This is a genomic window from Reichenbachiella sp. (assembly GCF_039944555.1).
Taxonomy (GTDB): Bacteria; Bacteroidota; Bacteroidia; order Cytophagales; family Cyclobacteriaceae; genus Reichenbachiella.
Map to the genome: position 1 here is coordinate 331319 of NZ_JBDUYN010000012.1, position 21723 is coordinate 353041.

17 protein-coding genes and 1 tRNA gene are annotated in these 21723 nt (G+C 41.3%); 13 read left to right on the plus strand and 5 right to left on the minus strand.

Translation table 11 applies throughout. The features are described from left to right. Positions 1-3: 3 nt before the first annotated feature. Entirely contained in the window at positions 4-918 is a 915-nt protein-coding gene (locus ABJD64_RS18990) for an alpha/beta hydrolase-fold protein (RefSeq protein ID WP_348180673.1), read from the minus strand. A 363-nt stretch (positions 919-1281) separates the two neighbouring features. Here ABJD64_RS18990 and ABJD64_RS18995 point away from each other — a divergent pair, with 363 nt between their 5' ends. From ABJD64_RS18995 to ABJD64_RS19045, 11 genes are all read left to right on the plus strand, one after another. Next, the gene (locus ABJD64_RS18995) at positions 1282-2721 is read left to right on the plus strand and encodes a BatD family protein (protein WP_348180672.1); all 1440 of its coding nucleotides are present in this window, start codon (positions 1282-1284) and stop codon (positions 2719-2721) included. 89 nt (positions 2722-2810) lie between these two features. After that, on the plus strand, positions 2811-3893 hold the full coding sequence (aroC, locus tag ABJD64_RS19000; protein ID WP_348180671.1) for a chorismate synthase: 1083 nt from the start codon (positions 2811-2813) through the stop codon (positions 3891-3893). A gap of 164 nt (positions 3894-4057) precedes the next feature. Then, complete coding sequence (locus tag ABJD64_RS19005) at positions 4058-5467, plus strand: dicarboxylate/amino acid:cation symporter (protein ID WP_348180670.1); 1410 nt, start codon at positions 4058-4060, stop codon at positions 5465-5467. Between the two features lie 275 nt (positions 5468-5742). Continuing rightward, positions 5743-6861 carry a hypothetical protein gene (locus ABJD64_RS19010; protein WP_348180669.1) on the plus strand — a complete coding sequence of 373 codons (1119 nt, stop codon included), beginning with the start codon at positions 5743-5745 and terminating at the stop codon, positions 6859-6861. Positions 6862-6912: 51 nt separating this feature from the next. Next, a complete protein-coding gene (locus tag ABJD64_RS19015; RefSeq protein ID WP_348180668.1) occupies positions 6913-8145 on the plus strand; it encodes a hypothetical protein in 1233 nt (410 codons plus the stop codon). Between the two features lie 2 nt (positions 8146-8147). Continuing rightward, a complete protein-coding gene (locus ABJD64_RS19020; protein WP_348180667.1) occupies positions 8148-9218 on the plus strand; it encodes a hypothetical protein in 1071 nt (356 codons plus the stop codon). Beyond that, positions 9218-10009, plus strand: a complete 792-nt coding sequence (locus ABJD64_RS19025; RefSeq protein ID WP_348180666.1) for a hypothetical protein — start codon at positions 9218-9220, stop codon at positions 10007-10009. Before ABJD64_RS19020 ends, ABJD64_RS19025 begins: the two co-directional genes overlap by 1 nt. Before the next feature lie 6 nt (positions 10010-10015). Further along, positions 10016-11107 carry a hypothetical protein gene (locus ABJD64_RS19030; protein ID WP_348180665.1) on the plus strand — a complete coding sequence of 364 codons (1092 nt, stop codon included), beginning with the start codon at positions 10016-10018 and terminating at the stop codon, positions 11105-11107. Positions 11108-11119: 12 nt separating this feature from the next. After that, positions 11120-12370 (plus strand): hypothetical protein, encoded by a 1251-nt coding sequence (locus ABJD64_RS19035; RefSeq protein ID WP_348180664.1) that lies wholly within the window; start codon positions 11120-11122, stop codon positions 12368-12370. Then, the gene (locus ABJD64_RS19040; RefSeq protein ID WP_348180663.1) at positions 12367-13767 is read left to right on the plus strand and encodes a T9SS type A sorting domain-containing protein; all 1401 of its coding nucleotides are present in this window, start codon (positions 12367-12369) and stop codon (positions 13765-13767) included. Before ABJD64_RS19035 ends, ABJD64_RS19040 begins: the two co-directional genes overlap by 4 nt. Positions 13768-13879: 112 nt before the next feature. After that, positions 13880-14479 (plus strand): NifU family protein, encoded by a 600-nt coding sequence (locus ABJD64_RS19045; RefSeq protein ID WP_348180662.1) that lies wholly within the window; start codon positions 13880-13882, stop codon positions 14477-14479. Between the two features lie 25 nt (positions 14480-14504). Here ABJD64_RS19045 and ABJD64_RS19050 read toward each other — a convergent pair whose 3' ends face one another. The 4 genes from ABJD64_RS19050 to ABJD64_RS19065 form a co-directional block, all read right to left on the minus strand. After that, on the minus strand, positions 14505-15500 hold the full coding sequence (locus ABJD64_RS19050; RefSeq protein ID WP_348180661.1) for an acetamidase/formamidase family protein: 996 nt from the start codon (positions 15498-15500) through the stop codon (positions 14505-14507). A 103-nt stretch (positions 15501-15603) separates the two neighbouring features. Further along, positions 15604-17148: an aldehyde dehydrogenase family protein gene (locus ABJD64_RS19055; RefSeq protein ID WP_348180660.1), complete on the minus strand. Its 1545-nt coding sequence runs from the start codon at positions 17146-17148 to the stop codon at positions 15604-15606. A gap of 120 nt (positions 17149-17268) precedes the next feature. Then, a complete protein-coding gene (locus ABJD64_RS19060) occupies positions 17269-18759 on the minus strand; it encodes a Do family serine endopeptidase (protein WP_348180659.1) in 1491 nt (496 codons plus the stop codon). Between the two features lie 145 nt (positions 18760-18904). Beyond that, positions 18905-19342: an Hsp20/alpha crystallin family protein gene (locus ABJD64_RS19065; protein ID WP_348180658.1), complete on the minus strand. Its 438-nt coding sequence runs from the start codon at positions 19340-19342 to the stop codon at positions 18905-18907. A 313-nt stretch (positions 19343-19655) separates the two neighbouring features. Here ABJD64_RS19065 and ABJD64_RS19070 point away from each other — a divergent pair. Together ABJD64_RS19070 and ABJD64_RS19075 are read left to right on the plus strand one after the other, a co-directional pair. Then, positions 19656-19729: transfer RNA gene (locus ABJD64_RS19070), tRNA-Asn, on the plus strand. 427 nt (positions 19730-20156) lie between these two features. Next, positions 20157-21563: an RtcB family protein gene (locus ABJD64_RS19075; protein ID WP_348180657.1), complete on the plus strand. Its 1407-nt coding sequence runs from the start codon at positions 20157-20159 to the stop codon at positions 21561-21563. Positions 21564-21723: the final 160 nt, after the last annotated feature.

Consider the following 21723-nt stretch of genomic DNA (forward strand, 5'->3'; position numbering starts at 1 on the left):
AATTTATCGGCTATAACTCAAAAACCAATTATAAATATCCTCTCCGGCATATACACGCTTCCAGGTGTCATGGCCCATATCAGATTGAATGGTAAACCGGACCTCATGACCGAGTCGTTCCAGTTCATTTAGTCCAGGATAGAAATATTTCACCTCAATGACCTGATCTCTACCTCCGGCAAAGCACCAAATTGGCATTTTGCTCTCGGCCAGCGGCTTCATCAATTCGACATGCCCCCAGCCTACAACTGGACTTATGGCAGCAAATTTTTCGGGATACTTACTGGCCATATACCATGTGCCAAATCCACCATAACTCAATCCGGTCAGGTAGGTTCTTGAGGGATCTGCCTGATAGTTTTCATTTACGCTGTCTAGGATGTTGATAAGATCTCTTTCCACTTTTTCCCAGCCCATTGGTGGCCCCCAAGCCTTATAAGGATAATTGATGTCTGAAATACTTCCGTTTACTTGCACGTCTGATTTCCATTTAGCCTCCCTCTCGGGCGTGCCTTCATTCAATTGTTTAGGCAATTGATCCAGCGTTCGATCGGCTATATACTTAGCATGGGCGTCCATGCCAAACATATGTAGTTGAGGGCCAATAATAATAAATGGTAAATTCCTCTTTTGAATCCAGGCTTCATAGAGAGGACCATGCACCATTACAAAATCAAGCTCCGTGGTACCATTACCTCGTTCGCCGTTTCCGTGAAGAAAGAGTAAGACTGGCCATTCCTTTTTTGGGTCATCTCCATAGCCTTTTGGCAAAAAGAGCAAAAATTCTCTCTCAGATTGATCGGCCGTACTGGTGTAAAAGATTCTTTTGAGTTCTGCATTATTCTGTGCCTGCAATAAGAAAGAATGGAGCATGCAGGCCATGAATGTCATGCCTGCTATATTATTTTGTGAAATCATTAATTAGTGAGAAGGGTAAACAAAAAAGCTCCGGTTTCGGAGCTTATATTTTCTGATTAACTCAAATTAAAATGTTTATTTAGAATACTGCGGTACAAATGGCCGAATTTGTCGTAACACCATTTTTTTAGAGCGTCTAGCTCTTTTCCTACTAGCCTGATTGCTTTTGCTAGTTCTTTATCAAACAAATTTTTGTCAAAACTTACTTTTGAAAGAATTGTCTTTGAATATTCCAGCATGTACAAGTGGTTTGTTAAAAAATATTAAACATTAAACCTGACGACACGTTCTGTCGTCCATATAAATTGCACCATAAAATAATAAATATCAGTTAGATTTGCAATTTTATTTACTCTTACGAGCATGCGAAAAGTAGGTTTTTTATTTGTCAGTATTTTTATGTTAGCTGGACTGGATGTACTGGGACAGCAGGTTAATATCGAGCTGGGGCCAGATCAAATTGCCAGCAACCAGGCATTTACCATTACCCTCACCATTCATAATGCTAGGCTGGGAAACTACTCTCCCTTTCCTGAAATACCCGGTTTCGTAAAAAGAGGGACATCTTCCTCCTCTTCAACCAACTTTATCAATGGTCGACGCAGCTCATCTCAAAGTATCATTCAGAATTATGTTGCAACCGCTGAAGGAGAATACCTGCTAAAGTCATTTACAATGGAAGTAAACGGTCAGACCTATAGTGTGCAGGGCAAGAAAATTAAAGTAGGCCCACCAGCGCAAAGAAGACAAAGAAATGACCCATTTGGCAGCGACCCGTTTCAGGATTTCTTCGGGAGACAAAATACCCCTCAGGAATTTGTAGATGTAAAAGCTGATGCATTTTTGGCATTAACTACAGATAAATCTTCAGTTTATCCGGGCGAAGGTTTTACGCTTACTTTGGCTTTTTATGTGGCAGGTAACAATCGGGCAGATATGAGATTCTATGAACTAAGCAAGCAAATACCAGATATCGTCAAAAAGATCAAACCTGCTAACTGCTGGGAGGAGAATTTCAATATCGAAAATATTTCAGGAGAACCTGTAGAGATCAATGGGAAAAGCTATACGCAATTCAAAATCTATCAGGCAGCCTATTATCCACTCAACGATGAGACGATTAATTTTCCAAAAGTGGGATTAGACCTTATTAAGTACAAAGTAGCCAAAAATCCGACTTTTTTCGGAAGAAATAAGCAGGAAGAGATAGTGACTTTTCATACAAAACCTAAAAAAGTAACTATTAGAAATCTGCCTCCACACCCACTCAAAGAGAGCGTAACTGTTGGTAATTACAGGCTCAAAGAAAAAATCTCAAGCGAGTCACTCCGCACCGGCGAAAGCTTCAATTATTCTTTTGATATTACAGGTGAGGGAAATATTTCTGCAATTGGAGAACCACGACTCAACAAAGATGACAATTTCGATATCTATTCACCTAATATTCGTCAAGACATAAGCCGGGGGCATGGTAAGGTGCGTGGGACTAAATCATTCGGCTATTATGGTATCCCCAACGAACCTGGCGCTTATGCTATGGGAGACTACTTGCAGTTCATATATTTCAATGTGAAGACGGAGACATATGATACGCTGAAGTCTGAAATTATTTTGAATGTAACTGGAGAAAGCAAGAAAAATGAATATATTCTATCCAGCGATATGGGATCCTTCTACGATGCGATTGATATCCAGGATAATCAATTGGTTTCTTTAGCAGCCAAGGACAGGATGAGAAGCCTTGCCAACATTGTAATATTTGTAATGATTGGCATGGTAACCTTGGTAATGTTCAAAAAATAGGACTTCCTGCCAAGAAAACAACACTCCCCAAAGTATTTTCAATTAATTTTGATCTCGTTCTACGGTATTGAAATTCAAACACATTTTTGATGAGTAACTCATTCGGGTCTTTGTTCAAGATCACTACTTTTGGAGAATCACACGGCAAAGCCATCGGAGTCACTATAGATGGCTGCCCTGCAGGGATCGATGTTGATGAAGTATTTATCCAATCAGAGTTGGAAAAGAGAAAGCCTGGCCAATCAAAGATTACGACGCAACGAAAAGAGCCGGACAGTTTCGAAATTCTTTCAGGGGTATTCGAAGGTAAAACTACTGGCACGCCATTGGCCATGGTCATTCATAATACAGACCAGAAAAGCAAGGATTATGCTCATATAGCAAAGTCCTTTCGACCTTCGCATGCCGATTTTACCTATCAAGAAAAATATGGAATAAGAGACTATCGTGGAGGGGGAAGAAGTTCTGCACGGGAGACAGCTGCAAGAGTAGCAGCCGGTGCTTTGGCCAAGCTGGCTTTACGCCAATTAGGCATTGAAGTTTATGCTTACGTTTCACAGGTTGGTGATTTGAAGACAGAGAAGAATCATCGACAATTGGATTTATCCAAAACTGAAAACAATATCGTCCGTTGTCCGGATGAAGCTGTAGCCGAAGAGATGATTGCTTTTATTGATGGCATTCGAAAAAACGGGGACACGGTTGGCGGAATTGTCACCGGTGTGATTACAGGTGTTCCGGTTGGACTTGGTGAACCGGTGTTTGACAAGCTACACGCCCGATTGGGTGGTGCTATGCTTGGCATCAATGCCGTGAAAGGTTTCGAATATGGAAGCGGGTTTGATGGCGCCAAAATGAAAGGTTCTGAGCACAATGACATCTTCGAGAAAAAGGGAGATGACATAAAAACACGTACTAATTTATCAGGAGGTATTCAGGGCGGCATATCAAACGGAGAGGATATTTATTACAACGTAGCTTTTAAACCTGTGGCTACGATTATGCGCGATCAGGAATCCGTAGATCAGGACGGAAACGTAATTACCGTGTCCGGTAAAGGTAGACACGACCCATGTGTGGTACCAAGGGCCGTGCCTATAGTAGAAGCCATGGCCGCTTTGACAATTCTTGATTTTTATCTTTTGAATCAATCCACAACACTTAAAAGTTAATTTAAAGAAAACATCTTTTTAACTAGGTAAATTGGTGCAAGCCTCACTTTAGGACTATGAACTCGTGCCAGCGGACTTTTTTTCAGACCACTTTGCCATGACAAGGTGGTCTGAAAAAAACCTAGTATCTTGGCCGGATTAATGAAACAATAATTAGTCGCAGAATGAAAAATTTACCCCTACATGTCAAAATAGTAATTGGTCTTGTTCTAGGTATTGTTTGGGCCTTTATATCCAGTGCACTAGGCTGGAACACATTTACTATTACATGGATTGATCCGTTTGGAGTAATTTTCATTAGACTGCTGAAGTTTATTGCCGTACCGCTGGTTTTGTTTTCAATCATCAGTGGGGTGTCGGGGTTGAGTGATGTATCCAAACTGGGGAGATTGGGAGGCAAAACTCTTGGAGCCTATCTTATCACCACAGTGACTGCTGTGGGTCTTGGCTTGTTACTAGTAAACCTGGTGAAGCCTGGAGATTTTGTAGAAAAAGACCAGCGTGTAAAAAATAGAATATCCTTCGAACTTTGGTTGGAGGGCGAAGGCATGGGATTACCACAGGATGGCCAGTCCTATCTGAGCGACCCACAATATCAACATCTGATCACAGATGCGCAAAAGGCCAATCAATTATCTGAAAAAGACAAGGCAGAAGTAGCCAAACGAATGGCCAGTGCCCAAAAGCAAAAAGAAGTGAGCCCCCTCCAGTTCATAGTGGACATGGTGCCTGAGAATGTAGTGCTTTCTATCTCGAATAACGGACTGATGCTTCAAGTCATTTTCTTTTCCATCTTTTTTGGTATTACCCTTGTCATGGTACCTGAGGAAAAGAAGAAGCCTGTGGTAGATTTTATCCAAAGCATCAACGAAGTCTTCTTAAAGATGGTAAACATGGTGATGAATGCAGCACCTTTTTTTGTGTTTGCTTTACTGGCTGGAGTCATCGCCAAGATGGCCGATACACCAGCAGAAGTGTTTGAAATTTTCCTCGGGCTGGGGTCCTATTCATTAACGCTGGTTGCGGGATTATTCTTTTTGGTATTTGCATTCTATCCTTTGGTATTAAAGATTTTCGTACCAAAACTGACCTACAAGGAATTTTTTAAGAATATGAGTCCTGCTCAGTTTCTGGCATTCTCAACGAGCTCCAGTGCAGCGACACTACCTGTAACGATGGAGTGCGTGGAAGACAACATGGGTGTTTCCAAAAACATATCAAGTTTTGTGCTACCGGTAGGAGCTACAGTCAACATGGATGGCACTAGCCTGTACCAAGCCGTAGCCGTAGTCTTCCTGGCTCAGTTACATATGGTAGATCTTACCTTCACTCAGCAATTGGTGATTGTACTTACAGCCACTTTAGCATCTATAGGAGCGGCAGCAACGCCTAGTGCTGGATTGGTCATGATGATTATTGTTTTGCAATCTGTCGGTCTCAACCCAGCCTGGGTGGCCATTATTTTCCCGGTAGATCGTATTCTTGACATGTGTCGCACGGTGGTGAATGTCACCGGTGATGCTACCGTTTCTACGTTGATTGCAAAGAGTGAAGGTGAATTGAGCAAGTATTGAGTCCATTATTTAATACTCCAAACTTTTGGTTTATACTTGCTCCAGCATTTTGAGAAGAATTACTAGATGAGTAATGAGGATTTTTTTATGTTCTCATTCAAAGCATTTGATTAGTAATTTTGATATACAATAATGAACCAACTGACCCTCTACCAATCACGTCATTTCAGGTATAATTTTTAACACATTTTGATATTCGGTATCAATTGGTGTTGACTATTTCAATAAATAGACATTAATCTATATGCAGGAATGAATAAACCATATACACAATCATGAAGAGATATATTGCGACCTTATTTCTTACTATAATATCAACAGTTTCCTATGCTCAATGGCAAGACCCAAGTGGCAATGAAACAGGTGCAATTCACTATAACGGAGGGAATGTAGGTATAGGCACGTCCAACGCGGGTAGTTACAATTCAAATGCCTCTTATCAGATTTACAACTCTAACGATCGGGTTTTGGATGTGCAGGGAGGAAGTAATATGGGTTGGATTTCCGCTGGTTCCAACATTTCAAATGGTATTCTTGGAGGTATAGCATTCACCAAGCCCAACGGTCAGTCTGATGCACACAGACAAATAGCCTATATCCGAGTTAAAACAACTCAATCTTACTACAATACGCCAACATCTACTTTAGAATTCGGCACAAAAGGAGGAGGAGCATTGGGAATTCCTAATTTGGTAATTTCTCCTGGGCTTATGGGAGTGGGAACTTCTACGCCTAGTGCAAATTTACATATTGAATCCTATAGCAAAAAAGATGTCAAACTTCAGTTGGGTACTGAAGTCAGTAGCGGCGGCCCACTAACAATTGCTGGCAGAATAGATGGAAGCACCGATATTTCTACAGCTTTTCAAGGTGGATTTATTGCCTATCAATTGAGTGGTTCAGATAATGTAAGAAGTCTGAACCTTGGAGCCAACGAATGGTCTGACTCTTGGAATGGAGGCTCAAGGATTTCATTCTGGACATCTCCAGTTGCTACAGGCAATAGCTGGGGACCATCGATTGAAAGACTTAGAATAGATCGTGATGGCAACATCGGTATTGGTACCACTACTCCCACAAATAAGCTTGAAGTTAACGGCACCATTCGAGCTCAGGAAATAAAAGTCGAAGCTTCACCATGGCCCGACTACGTATTTACGGATGAATATCAGCTCTCTACCCTTGAAGAGACTGCCTCCTACATTAAAGAAAATCATCACCTTTCGGAAATCCCCTCAGCCGAGGAAATTGAAGCTAATGGGGTGAACCTAGGAGAGATGAATATGCTGCTGCTTAAAAAAATTGAGGAATTGACTCTACACATCATTGAAATGAACAACAGAATGAAACTACTGGAAATAGAAAATTCAGAAAACAGACGCAAAGAAATATAGCAAAGGTATAATTCCTGCTCAAGCCTCCAACTAACTTAAACCAATCAGCAAATGAAAACTAACGGCCTATTACTCACACTATTCTTGTCTTGTTCCTTAATACAAGCACAAAATTTCACAGAACCAATCACGGTTGACTCCAACAGTGATGCTGTACTATCTTTTAACAATTCAGACGATTCCTGGCAATATTTTCAATTCAAGAGAAGCGGAGTAAGGAAAACATGGATGGGCTTGTCGAATGGTGACGATTTTCGAATTACCAAAGAAGGAGGCGGAGCCATAGTACTCAGTGGTGCCAATGTGGGCATAGGAGTGACGAATCCCAGTGCACTTTTGCAGGTGGGCGATGGGAGTGCTTATTTTAATGCCACAGATGTAGATAATGCTGGGTTTAGAATACTGTTTGACAAATCGACCAACAACAATGGAGCGGACGTAGACTTAATCATCAACACCAATTCGGGTTCTCCAATAGTTGACTGGTATGTTCGCAACTGGGGTGGTTCTTATACCTTTAATCGTGGATCAAGCAATGGAAAAACCAAATTGTTTGAAATTAATAATTCCGGAAATGTTTATGTGGCAGGAGGGAATGTAGCAGGGAAAAACGGAGAATCCATAAGCATAGGTACAAACAATAATGAAATTACTTTTAATTCTGACGGTGCCTCGAGGTTTTCTATTACAGAGGATTACTTTAGGTTTCGCGACGGCAATTTATACATCAACAACGCGGATGCGGATAATGCCGGTTTAAACATCAAATTTGATAAATCAACCAACAATAATGGCGCTGATGTTGACTTGACCATTGATACTAATGAAGGTTCTCCAATTGTAGACTGGTATGTGCGAAACTGGGGAGGGTCCTATGTTTTTGCTAGAGGCTCAAGCAGTGGTAAACGGGATTTGTTTCGTGTTGAAAACAATGGAAACATAACGGTACCACAGGGTCATGCCATAGTTGATGGAAGAGTGGAATGTGAAGAGGTGAAAGTAGAAGTAATGGATGTTCCAGACTATGTCTTCGCCGATAACTACAAACTGTCTACTCTGGAAGAAACAGCTTCTTATATCCAAGAATATCATCATCTTCCTGAAATCCCTTCTGCCAAAGAAATGGAAACTGATGGGGTGAATTTAGGAGAAATGAATATGCTGCTCCTAAAGAAAATCGAAGAGTTGACATTGCATTTGATTGAAAAGGACTCCCAGATGAAAAAGGTAATGCGGTTGCTAGAACAACAACAAGAAGAAATCGACGATCTAAAATTTAAATAGGTATGAAAAAGGTAATAATATTTTTGAACCTACTCTGTTTGACGGGTATTGTCAATGGCCAGGTAACTGAAGATCCTGTAACTGGAAATGTAGGAATCGGAGTCAGTACACCACAAGACGCTCTTCATATCTTCAAAAGAAGTCTGGCCAATGGTCAGGTACATGATGTACTAAGAATCCAGGCAAATACAAGTGGACAAAGGCAAACTGGTTTCGGGGCAAGAATTAATTTCTCTCTAAATAAATACGGAAATGTCGCCGGAGGAACCAGCTCTTCATTGGGAGCTATTAGTGTCTATGATGCTAATAATGAGTCTAGCTACGGCACAATGGCTTTTGCAACCAAGGAGAGATATGACAAGGAGCTATTGGACAAAATGTGGTTGGATAGGATTGGCAATTTGGGACTGGGAACAGCAAATCCTTTTGCTAAACTCCATATTTACGATTCAAATCCTGGAAATAATTCATTACAATCAGTTGCAATATTTTCTCATTACAACCTCAGTTCCAATAATGATTCAGGAATAGCCCTAGAATTTGGCCGAAATGAAAACGGAAATGGACACCAGGCTATGGCCAAAATAGGATATGTTCAAATGAATGGCGGAAGCTGGAAAGGAGATTTGGTTTTTCATACACGGACGGATTTGTCCGGAGTAACTGAAAAAATGAGAATTAACTCGTTAGGTAATGTTGGTATAGGCACAGCCAGTCCTGCCCACAAACTCGAAGTCAATGGCACTATCCGCTCCAAAGAAATCAAAGTAGAAGCTTCTCCCTGGCCAGATTACGTATTCGCTGAGGGTTATGAACTCCCAACCCTTGAAGAAACAGACTCTTACATCAAAGAAAACCAACATCTTCCTGAAATGCCCTCGGCCAAAGAAATAGAAGTCAATGGAGTGAATCTAGGCGAAATGAATATGTTGCTCTTAAAGAAGATTGAGGAACTGACTTTGTATCTGATCCATAAGGAGAAGCAGTTGTCCAAAGAAATACAATTGAATGCTTACCAAAGTAAACAATTAGAAGTTTTGACTAAACGAATTGACCAACTTGAAAACCAATAATGATGAAGAAATTTCTTTTGCTAACAGTGTTGATCTCCATGTCGATTTGTTTGAAAGCGCAAATTTATAACACAGCCCCTAAGGGTAACACATGGTATAAAATCAAGACAAGGAAACAACACTTGTGTACAATTACTACAAAAGGCTCATATGCTGAGCATAGATCTGTGGTCTTTTTAATTTCCGGGATTTGGAATACAGCAGAGGTCACTACAGTAGCTGAATACAACTATGATCATATGACAATGGATGTCATTTGGGGCTACGTGGGTTCGGGTGCATCCAGATATTTGGCAATTAAAACGGTGCCCCTTTCTACTACCAGCGTTCAAGGTTTTACGATCAAGGAACTAGAGAATGAGGACACTCTGATTGAACTTGAAGAAATTGGTGCACCAGACGGATTAATTCTTCCTCAATCAACTATTCATGTTGATGAGCATGCAAAGAAGGTAGGTATTGGAACCACGACGCCAACTTCATTACTATCGGTGGCGGGAACTATAGACGCTCGAGAAGTAAAAGTAGAGATAGGTGCAGGTGCACCAGACTATGTCTTCGCCGACGACTACCACCTTTCTACTCTTGAAGAAACGGCTACATTCATCAAAGAAAATCATCATTTACCAGAAATTCCTTCTGCTTCGCAAATTGAAGCTGATGGCGTAAATCTGGGAGAGATGAACATGCTCTTGCTCAAGAAGATCGAGGAGTTGACTTTGCATTTAATTGAGAAAGATAAGCAGCTGAATGACGTGGTTCAGAGACTAAATAAAATTGAAAATAAATAAAAGACTATGAGAAAATTCAGTTTGAGCATTGTTATTATTTTAGCCTCCACTCGGTTATTGGGGCAGAATTCTTTTCCGGTCAATGGAAATGCGGAAATAAAATCGGGCAATTTGCTCATTGAAACCAACACTTGGAGGAGCTCTTTGATAACTCTTAAAGATACGCACTATAGCCCAAATCAAGAGTACCAATTTCAACTAGAAAGTGATGGGTTAAAGATTCGACAGGACAACGTTGTCAATTATAATTTTAAATCTGGTGGCGATTTTATTGTAAATAATGGACGGGTAGGAATTGGGACGTATTTTCCCGCCTCCTATTTGGATATTCATACTTCAGAAGGAAACTCAGCTACGGGAGTTGTGATCAGTCAGGGAAGTGACGGAGCTAACAGGCACAGCGGCCGCTTGTTTTTTCAAAATCTCGGTGAACTAAGTAACAGTTTTTCTATTCTGAAAGCTGCTGATAGGTTGTCATTTCGAGCCAATGCTCAAGCAGGAAGTTCTACTGGTACCGAGTATATGGCACTTAGCAATACCGGATATCTTGGTATAGGCACGACGGCACCGAGCACTAAACTTCACCTGAATACGGGAGCAGCTGGAGACGCGTTAACTTTCCAGGCTTCCCAGGTAACAGCCAGGAGATTTACGATGGGTATTAGCACATCGGCCGCATTTTTTATTAAGGACAAGCATGCAGATATTGACCGTTTGGTTATTTCGGCCGCTGGCCAGGTCGGTATTGGCACAGAGACTCCAACATCATTACTATCAGTAGCGGGAACTATGGATGCTCGCGAAGTTAAAGTGGAGATAGGAGCAGGAGCACCTGATTACGTCTTCGCCGATGACTACAACCTTGCAACCTTAGAAGAAACAGCTTCATACATCAAAGAAAATCACCATTTACCTGAAATCCCCTCTGCCTCGGAAATTGAAGCCAATGGAGTGAATCTGGGTGAGATGAATATGCTGCTTCTCAAGAAAATTGAGGAGTTGACTTTACACCTGATTGAGAAGGATGAGCAATTCAAACAGCAGCAAAAAATTAATACAACTCTAGTAGAGAGAATAGAAAAACTTGAAAATAAATAAGTCTGTCAAATCATGAAAAATAAAGTTGCAATTTTATTTCTTAGCCTTATTACTACTTATTCCTATGGACAATGGTCGGGCTCTGGTAGCATATATTACAATGGAGGGAACGTTGGCATTGGAGTCTCTGCTCCGGCTAATAATTTGGATGTTAGACTCTCTGGGGCCAGCGGATATTCAGCACGATTTGCGGAAAGTTCCGGAGCAGGGATTATCATGGGAGTAAATCCATATAACAATGATGCACTATCAGGGTTTATAGGCCATACCTCATCTAATCGAAACATCAGGTACAATATCAATGGAACGGGTAAGCATCTGTTTTGTGCAGATGGAGATAGCCAGGTGATCATTGACCATACGGGTAACTTGGGAATAGGCACGACTCCACAAGATGACATTCATATTAGAAATGATAATGCAACAATAAGGCTGTCCAGCAATTCATATTTTGGAGGCTCGGGTAATGCATGGAATTCAGTTCTAGGGACTATCAAATTCAGTAATAGGGATGACAATCATAATTTTAGGGCTGAAATAAGAGGTATACTGACAGGAAGCTGGGCAGAATATGTTGGTCTAAGTTTTACCACTAATTCCGGAGGAAGTCAAGTGGAAAGAATGAGGATTATGCATAATGGCAATGTTGGTATCGGTACAAACGATCCTGAAGAACTCTTGCATTTGAAGAAAAATGACGCAACTATCCGGCTGTCCTCAGAAAGCTATTATGGAGGTAGCGGTCAGCACAATAATCAAGTAATAGGAAGAATTAAGTTCAATAATTTCAACGCCGGAAATACCTCCCTGGACTATAGCTCTGAAATTAGAGGCATTATAACCAACGGATGGGCAACGGGTATGGGACTGGCTTTTGTATCCAATGGCAACGAATTAATGAGAATCCAGTCAAATGGTAATGTGGGTATAGGTACCACTTCACCGGCACACGAACTTGAGGTCAATGGAACTATCCGTTCTAAAGAGATCAAAGTTGAAGCCTCTCCCTGGCCTGACTATGTTTTTGCAAATGATTATAAGCTTTCTACTCTTGAAGAAACTGCTTCATTTATCAAAGAAAATCAGCACCTCCCGGAAATTCCTTCGGCAGCAGAAATTGAAGCCAACGGAGTAAACCTTGGCGAAATTAACATGCTGCTACTCAAGAAAATTGAGGAGTTGACACTGCATTTGATTGAGATGAAGGAAGAGAATAAAAACATGAAAAACAGAATCGAAAACCTCGAAACCAACAAACGATGAAAAAAATATTTCTTTTCCTACTTATAACAGGATTTTGTACTTGCAATTCCTATTCCCAGGTTCCGGTTTCCTTAAAATTCGATTGTACAAGCTATGATATAAGCAAGTGTAGTCCATTTGCTTCGGGAAGTAATTTTTGCCAAAATTCCGGCGCTATCAGAACCAATTGGCAGGTGTCTCATGGATCGCCGGGTATTTATGGAATAAACCGGGAAGGTGTCGTATTGAAAGCAAAATATGAAACCACCCCTAAAGGTGAAGGACTTTATATTGGCTTTAACTTTGAAGCGAATCACAAATATGAAATTGTCTTCTATGCCAGGGTGGAACAGTCTGCATTTGTAGGAAGTATCGAGCTTGGGAGCTATGCAGCCAACGGAATGTCGCCCAAAACAAATGTCAATGACTGTAGCGAAGGAGCTATCGTTACGGTAAGTGACAAGGCCGAAATTTTGCCTCCGTCCATTGTATTCACAGAAAACATAGGACAGCCTGAGCGCATCACAAAAATCTTTGAGCCTACCAAAAATTATCAATCTCTATGGATATATTCGACCCCGATTTCTTTTGGCTCTGCTATCGTTCCTGAATTGATAGTAAGCGAGGTTTTAATTACTGATGTGACCAGTTCGGGAGGTCAAACAGGTGGTCTTGATGCATACAAGCCGAGAAACATCCGGGTATTTACTACAGGAGTAGGCCAAGTCTTGATCACATGGGATGGCATATCGGCAAATGATAAGTTTATTATAAAACATAAGCTAGGCAACGATTTTGTCACAAAAGAGCAAAATAGCCATACCGCATCGGGGTTATCTCCGAATTGGACCTACCGTCTTGACATAAGATCAAAGTCAGGCAACTCTGCTGAATATGATGTGTCAACCTCAGCTAAGTATTCGTTCCCACCGTTTATAGGGTCAACCACTATTTTGAATACCGACTTGACCTCGGAAGTTACCTATACCGTCGAGGACGTATATGTCAAGATGCAAAATGGGTTTTCTTTTCGTGCAGAAAGTGCTAATCATTATTTTAATGCTTTGCCTATAGTTCAAAACTTTGAAGGGACTGTTTGGGATATCGCGACATATACCAGGCAAAGGGAGGTAGCAAAAGAAAGTTCTAACGCGGATGATTTGCCGGAGGAAAGAAACTTGATGATATATCCCAACCCCTTTGGCAAAACTTTATCTATTACTCATGGGAACAATTACGCGGTTGACAAAATAAGTATCCACGACTTGTCCGGGAGGGTAATTTCGGAGATTGCAAATATTCCTAGTCATCAAACGGAAACGACCCTAGAGCTGGATGATTTACAGCAAGGGGTTTATCTTTTGATTGGATACCGTGCTGATCAAAAGGTATTCTCAGAAAGGATTATAAAAGAATAACAGACCTCGAAGAGACGGGAGCTTTCTGCCCGTCTCTTTTATTCTCATTTCGAACTAAACAAAGAATGCCAGTGTTTCGTATCTTTGTAACTTGATACAAGAAGAAAAGAAGATGGCTGAAGCAGTAACAAACACCCCGGTAAATATATATTTCGAGTCTAACCCGAATCCCAATACACTCAAGTTTGTGGTTAATTTCATGTTGGTACCCGAAGGCACCAATTTTGACTACCCCGCACCTGAAAGAGCGACTAACTCAGAGCTGGCTCAGGAACTATTCACCTTTCCATTTGTGAAAGGAGTTTTCGTGATGAGCAACTTCATCACCGTATCGAAAGACGAGGCTACCGATTGGGAAGAAGTAAGAGATGGTATCAAAGAACACATCAAGGCTTACTTAGAGTCTGGTAAGTTGGCCGTAAATCTTTCGCAGCCCTATGCAGAGGAGAAAAAAGCAGAAGTGGCCAAAGCACCCGTTTCCGATCTGGATGAAAACATAAAAGGTATCCTCGATGAATATATTCGTCCAGCTGTAGAGCAGGATGGTGGAGCCATTGACTTCCACTCTTTCGAAGATGGCAAAGTAAAGGTGGTATTGCAAGGTGCATGCAGTGGTTGCCCTTCTTCTACACTTACCTTAAAAGCAGGTATTGAAAACCTTTTGAAGAGAATGGTACCAGAAGTTCAAGAAGTAGAGGCGATTAACGGGTAACTAATTATACGTCTCAAGGAATTTGCTACCTCACTCCCAGCACTTCTTTAGACATATGCATGGTCACTAGCATATGCGGAACGTCTACGACTTCCGCAATTTTTAGATCTCCGGCTAGAGAGCACAGCATGTAAGCATCCTCTCTGGTTAGCCCGTGTTCACTCACAAGGTATTCTATCATGAATTCGATGGCTTTACGTGTGGCCTGATCGATGCTTGTACCAAAAGCTGTTACCGCATAGTAATCGTCGGTTTCGTATTGTGGCTCTTTGATGAATGACTTTTGCCCCTTCAATAGTTTAAGCTCGAAGACAAATCGCATGGGGGATTCGACAGCAGTGCCACATACTTCTCCCAATCCTTGAACAGAGTGAGCATCTCCAATAGAGAATAATGCGCCTTCCACAAAAACCGGAAAATACACAGTGGTTCCTTCTATTATGTTGGGGTCGTCCATGTTGCCGCCATTGGCCCTGGGCGGAATGGTTGATAACAATGAGTCGGTATCAGGAGCTACACCCATTACCCCGGCAAACGGACGTGCTGGTATTTTAATCTTATCCGAAAAGTGAATAGTCTTATCAACACTATCAATCTTAAAAGTCCTTAGATAGGGTTCAGTAAAAGTGTCAGCCAGAAAGCCAAAACCAGGGAAAATGGCAGACCATCCCCAGTTGCCAACATCAATTTTGTGCATGGTGACTGCCAATACATCTCCGGGCTGAGCTTCTTCTACATAGATGGGGCCAGTGAGTGGATGAATAGGCTCGAAGGAGACATTGACCAAATCTTCAAGATTTGAATCAATGGTTAGTTGTGCATCTGTGGCTTCCTCGGTGAAAACTTCCACAATTGCTCCACTAGGTACAGATAGAACAGGAGCAATCGTTCGGCTCCACTTGTTGTGTTTGTGAGTGGTGGGCAGGGTGAACTCAGGTATAACTTCAGTTTTTTGCTTTTGATTGATTGGCTCACAAGCCATCAAAACAGCAAACGATAGGAGAATAGACAGTCTTTTCATAAACTAAATATACTGAACAATTACCTTTCTGCAGTCCGAAAAAAAATAGGTCAGGACTTAAACCCTGACCTATTTAATAGTTTAAAGTCCGAATGGTATATAACTAGAATTCAAATTTAATTCCTTGTGCTAATGGAAGATCTCTGCCATAATTGATGGTATTAGTCTGTCGTCTCATGTATACTTTCCAAGCATCTGAGCCAGATTCACGTCCACCACCGGTTTCTTTTTCACCACCAAAGGCTCCACCAATCTCGGCACCCGAAGTACCTATATTCACATTGGCGATTCCACAATCAGAGCCCATTTGGGACAAAAACATTTCTGATTCTCTCATGTCTTGCGTCATGATTGCTGATGACAAACCTTGTGGTACGTCATTCTGAATGGCAATTGCGTCTTCAATATTCTTATACTTAATCAAGTACAAGATAGGAGCGAAAGTTTCGTGCTGCACGATTTCGAAGCTATTCTCTACTTCGTAAATGGCTGGCTTCACATAACACCCAGACTCGTATCCTTCTCCGGAAAGCACCTCGCCTTCTACAACAGTTTTCGATCCTTCTGCCTTCCCTTTCTCAATGGCTTGGCTATACATGTCCACCGCCATCTTGTCGATTAATGGTCCGACATGGTTGGATTCGTCGAGTGGGTTACCAATTTTCAATTGGCTGTAAGCGCTTTTCAATTTGGCTTTTACATCTTCATAAATATCTTCCTGGATGATCAACCTTCTTGTTGAAGTACATCTTTGCCCGGCAGTTCCCACTGCGCCAAACACCGCACCAATCAATGACATATCCAAATCAGCGTGCTTCGAAATGATGATGGCGTTGTTTCCTCCGAGTTCCAGCAAAGCTCTTCCCAAACGAGATCCGACAGCCTCACCTACAGCCTTACCCATGCGAGTAGAGCCTGTTGCAGACACTAGAGGCACGCGTTTGTCATTCGACATCAACTGGCCAATTTTGGCATCACCAATGATCAGGTTGTTTACACCTTCAGCGATTCCATTAGCTCTAAAGACAGTATCTGTAATGTGCTGGCAGGCAATAGCCGTAATTGGTGTTTTTTCACTTGGTTTCCATAGACAAACGTCACCACATACCCAAGCTAAAGCACTATTCCATGCCCATACGGCTACTGGGAAATTAAAGGCTGAAATAATCCCTACAATACCTAATGGGTGATATTGTTCGTACATTCTGTGACTTGGTCTTTCAGAATGCATGGTCAAACCGTACATCTGACGAGATAGCCCTACTGCAAAATCACAGATGTCGATCATTTCTTGTACTTCGCCGAGTCCTTCCTGATATGACTTACCCATCTCATAAGAGACCAGCTTGCCCAGATCTTCTTTCTTTTCACGCAGGGCTTCACCTACTTGCCTTACAATTTCTCCTCTTTTTGGTCCGGGGACCAATCTCCAGGATTTGAATGCCTCTGTGGCTGTTTGAATGATTTCTTCATAAGTTTCTTCTGTGCCAGAAGTCACTTTTCCTATCAGCTTTCCATCAGCTGGAGAATAGGATTCAATTACTGCACCATTGGATTTGATCCAATTAGATCCTGTGCTGGATCCCATGTTTAGTTCCTCGATGCCGAGGTTCTTAAGTGCTTGTTCGATACCGAATTTGTCTGCCATTTTGGTGTTAATTTAACTTTTGCGCAAAAATAAGTTATCCTTCTGATTAATAGGATTGATACATAAAAAATCCCCGAACTAGCGGGGATTATGTTAAAATCGTATCAGAATGACCTGAGATTACCAGCCAATACCATAATAAGCTTTTTCTCCATCCTCATACATACCTTCTATCAGAAGACCGGATCCGTCGTTGGTTCTGGTCAAAGCTCTGGACAGGTCTTCTACTGAAAGAATCTGTCCCTTATCTACTCGGGTCACGATGAACCCTTCCTTGATTCCAGCTTCTCTCCATTTACCTTCTTCCACTTTTAAAAGTTTGGCTCCGCCTTCTAAATTTAATTTTTCTTTCTCCTCATCTGTGAGATCAGTAAAGGTACCTCCCTGAATAGTCATGTTGTTGGCGGAGGCTACTGTTGCCGTAGTCCCGAGTGTGTTTTGTAGAGTTGCGGTTACCGTTTTTTTCTTACCATCTCTAATTAGCGTCACCTCCACTTTATCACCTGGCCTGTTTAATGCTACCTTTTCTTGCAATTCAGAAGTTTTAGTGACTTTTTCTCCACCGATAGCAACAATTACATCGCCATTTTGGATGCCGGCTTTATCTGCTCCGCTGTTTGGATTTACGTTAATCACGTAGACGCCTTCAAGGACTCCGAGGTTTTCTTCCTCGGCTAATTGGGAATTAACATCTCTGATGTTGATTCCTAGTAGTGCCCTTTGTACCACGCCAAACTCCTTGAGGTCAGCCAAAACCTTGTCTGCAAGGTTTGACGGAACGGCAAAAGAGTAGCCAGCATAGGTGCCAGTTGGAGTAGCAATGGCTGTATTGATGCCCACCAATTCTCCTCTGAGGTTTACCAAAGCACCTCCGGAATTACCCGGGTTAACTGCCGCGTCCGTTTGTAGAAAGGATTCTATCTGCAGGTTATTTCGATTTCGAAGGATGTTAATATTTCTACCTTTGGCACTTATGATACCTGCCGTTACGGTTGATCTAAATTCAAATGGATTGCCTACCGCAAGTACCCATTCTCCTACTTGTATTTGATCAGAATTACCCACCTTTATAAAAGGAAGTCCGCTAGCATCCACTTTTAGCAGGGCTAAATCAGTTGTGGGATCTGTGCCTACTATCTCGGCCTTATATGCTCTGTTATCGTTTAGGAGTACTTCGATTTCAGTGGCGTTTTCTATTACGTGATTGTTTGTTGCGATGTAGCCATCCTCGGAAATAATCACCCCACTGCCAGATCCCATGGACGGACGCTGTTGGCCCTGTCCTCCTCGATTCGGGTCCCCAAAAAACTCTCTGAAATACTGGTCAAAAGGGCTTGATCCCCCAGAGTTGGATGCTGTGCCACTGAATGTACTTCTAATATGAACTACACCGGGGGTTACAGCTTTGGCTGCATATACGAAATTCAACCCTTCCGGGACAACCATGGCCGAAGAGTCAAAGGCATAGTTGGAAAATCTTACCGGCTGATTTGACGATTGAATAATGCTTGCAGGTTGTTCCTCTTTGATCAATTGATATCCACCTAGGGCCACTACACCACCAATTAACGAGGCGAATATCATCCCTAAAAAAAATTGTTTCTTATCCATACTTTAAGTCTTTATAACTTTCATCGAACCAATTAACGTTATATAAATTTAATGGGTATTGTTGTTAACAACATTTAACAAAAAACCCTGACAAAACAACCGGAGGTCGCTTGTCAGGGTAAAACCAACCTCAACTTACTACTTGTTATTTGATAGCTATAGTCTTCTTCTGGATCTTTTTTTCATCCTTAGGAATAACGATATTTAAAAGACCGTCTTCATATTTTGCTTCGACCTTGTCAGTATTGATATTGTCTGGCAACTGGAAAGATCTGCTAAATGAGCCGTATCTGGTTTCTACAGAGTGGAAGTTTTTCTCTTCTTTCTTTTCTTCAAACTTTCGTTCTCCGCTTACAGCAAGGTGACCCTCATTCAAGTCAATCTTGATCTCCTCTTTTTTGATACCTGGAATAGCAAAGCTCAATTCGAATGCTTTTTCTGTCTCAGAAATATCTACCTGTGGGGTAAATGATTTACCAACAGTCACATCGCTGTTAAAAAAGCGATCATTGAACAAATCATCAAACAAGTTATTTGTGGTGAATGTTCTAAGGTTTCTGGGGTTATACTTAATCAATGACATTTTATTTTAGTTTTTGTTCTACATTAAATAATCTGAAAGGCCTATTGCGAATGCTGTGCCAGTGGGAATAAATCAAAAAAACTATGACAGAATGGCTGAAATGTATGAAAACTGTAATATTATAATGACATAATGTCTTAATTTCTTTTAGAACCGAATACAATTTGGTTATGAGGTTTTTGAATTCCTCTTGAGCAATAATTTGATAAAAAACTTTTTTTGAACTGTGTATTGTAGAATTAAAAAGAAGCCGCTAATATTGCAGTCCCAAAATCAGGGAGTTATTCGAAAGTGAGTAACTAATTCACAAAATTCCTCTTTAGCTCAGTTGGTTAGAGCATCTGACTGTTAATCAGAGGGTCGTTGGTTCGAGTCCAACAAGAGGAGCATTTAAAAGGCCGTTTTCGATAGGAAACGGCCTTTTTTATTTTCATTTACGCAACGGTGATCTCGGCAAATTCATTCAAGAATAATTCTAAATAAGCCCCAATTCCAACTGCGATTTGCATACGCTAAAACAATTGCTATACCTTTGGCCTACATTGAATCCTAAGAACAGGAAAACTATGATGGTGCAGAATATACATATCGAACCAAGTCCCGGGCGCAAGTAGTCAGAAGCTGACTTTATATTCTGCCCGGTCCCAAATTTAAAAAAGGGTCGGGTTTTTTTATGTCCAGATTTTTTGAGCATAAACAACATCCCAATCTTCAATCAATATTTCTAAACAGATAAACCTAATGTGCAATGGACAATGGGTTTATCGCCATCATGTATTTGCCTAGGCATCTATATGGACAAAACAATTGCAAAATGGGCAATCATAAGTTACGAGGCAAAGACCTCAAAATCATTAATTACAAAACGAATAGGGCTAAAAGCCTAGCCATCGATATCATGTCGATGCACTATAAACATATTTCTAAAAAGGAAAGACTGAATATATTAAAGGCAGTCAAGGAAAACCCTGATGAGTATCTGGACGATCCAATTTTAGGTGTGCTGGCAGACGAATTTTCTGAGAAACAACAGTTGAAAGTCAGAGAGGAGGTTCAACTTTTAAGAGAATTGGGTGACTTTAAGGTCTTCGGCAGAAAACACATTTCCAGCAATGCTTATCAGCAAATGGAATTGGCCATGAGCCTACCCATTGTAGAACGAGGCGCTTTGATGCCTGATGCGCACATGGGTTATGGTCTTCCTATTGGAGGTGTATTAGCTACCAAAAATGCGGTTATTCCCTATGGAGTCGGTGTTGATATTGGCTGTAGAATGAGCTTAAGTGTTTTTGATACTCAGCCGGAATATCTGAAGCGCAATGGCTATCAATTCAAATTGGCACTTCAGGAGAAGACCAATTTTGGATCGGGCGGTAAGCTGAATATCAATCAGGAACACGAGGTGTTGGATCGCAAAGAGTTTGAAGCAACTTCTCTGCTCAGGCAATTGCATAGCAAGGCCGTGCATCAGTTGGGTACTTCTGGATCGGGCAATCATTTTGTTGAATTCGGTGAAGTTGAGTTGCATAGCGGAAATGACCTGGGAATGCCGGAAGGCAATTATCTCGGTCTTTTGTCACATTCAGGATCCAGAGGTTTTGGTGCAGCTATTGCTCGGCATTATACGGACGTGGCCAAAAATCAATGTTTGCTACCACGCCAGGCGCAACATTTTGCCTGGTTGGATATGAATTCTGAAGAGGGTCAGGAATATTGGCTTTCAATGAATCTGGCTGGCGATTATGCAAAAGCATGTCATGATCAAATTCATGCAAACTTATGCAGGCATCTGGGTATTGAGTCTGTGGTCAAGATTGAGAACCATCACAATTTCGCTTGGAAAGAAACGGGTTTGGCTGGCGAAGAATTGATTGTGCATAGAAAGGGGGCTACACCTGCGGCCAAAGGTGAATTGGGAATTATCCCTGGATCAATGGCCACAGATGGATACATCGTGAGAGGCAAAGGAGAATCCTCTGGTTTATTCAGTGCTGCGCATGGTGCTGGTCGTAAAATGTCTCGGTCTCAGGCTAGAAATAATTATACGAACAGTGCTTTGAAAAAAGTACTAAATAGTCAAGGCGTCACTCTAATAGGAGGCGGGGTAGATGAAGCACCTATTGCCTATAAGGACCTGAACGAGGTGATGGCGAGTCAAAAAGATTTGGTGGACATCATTGGAAAATTTGCTCCTAAAATGGTGAGAATGGACAAAGGATAATTGAACCATAGTGGAAAACCTAGGTTTGAGCTCTTTTGAACTACTTAGATTAAAGGCGTTGATTTATGAATTGATGAAAGAATATAGGCAAGCTTGAAATGTTCAAATGAGGCCATTTCTGAAAGTTATGACTCACCATATATTGATTTTCTAGAAAATG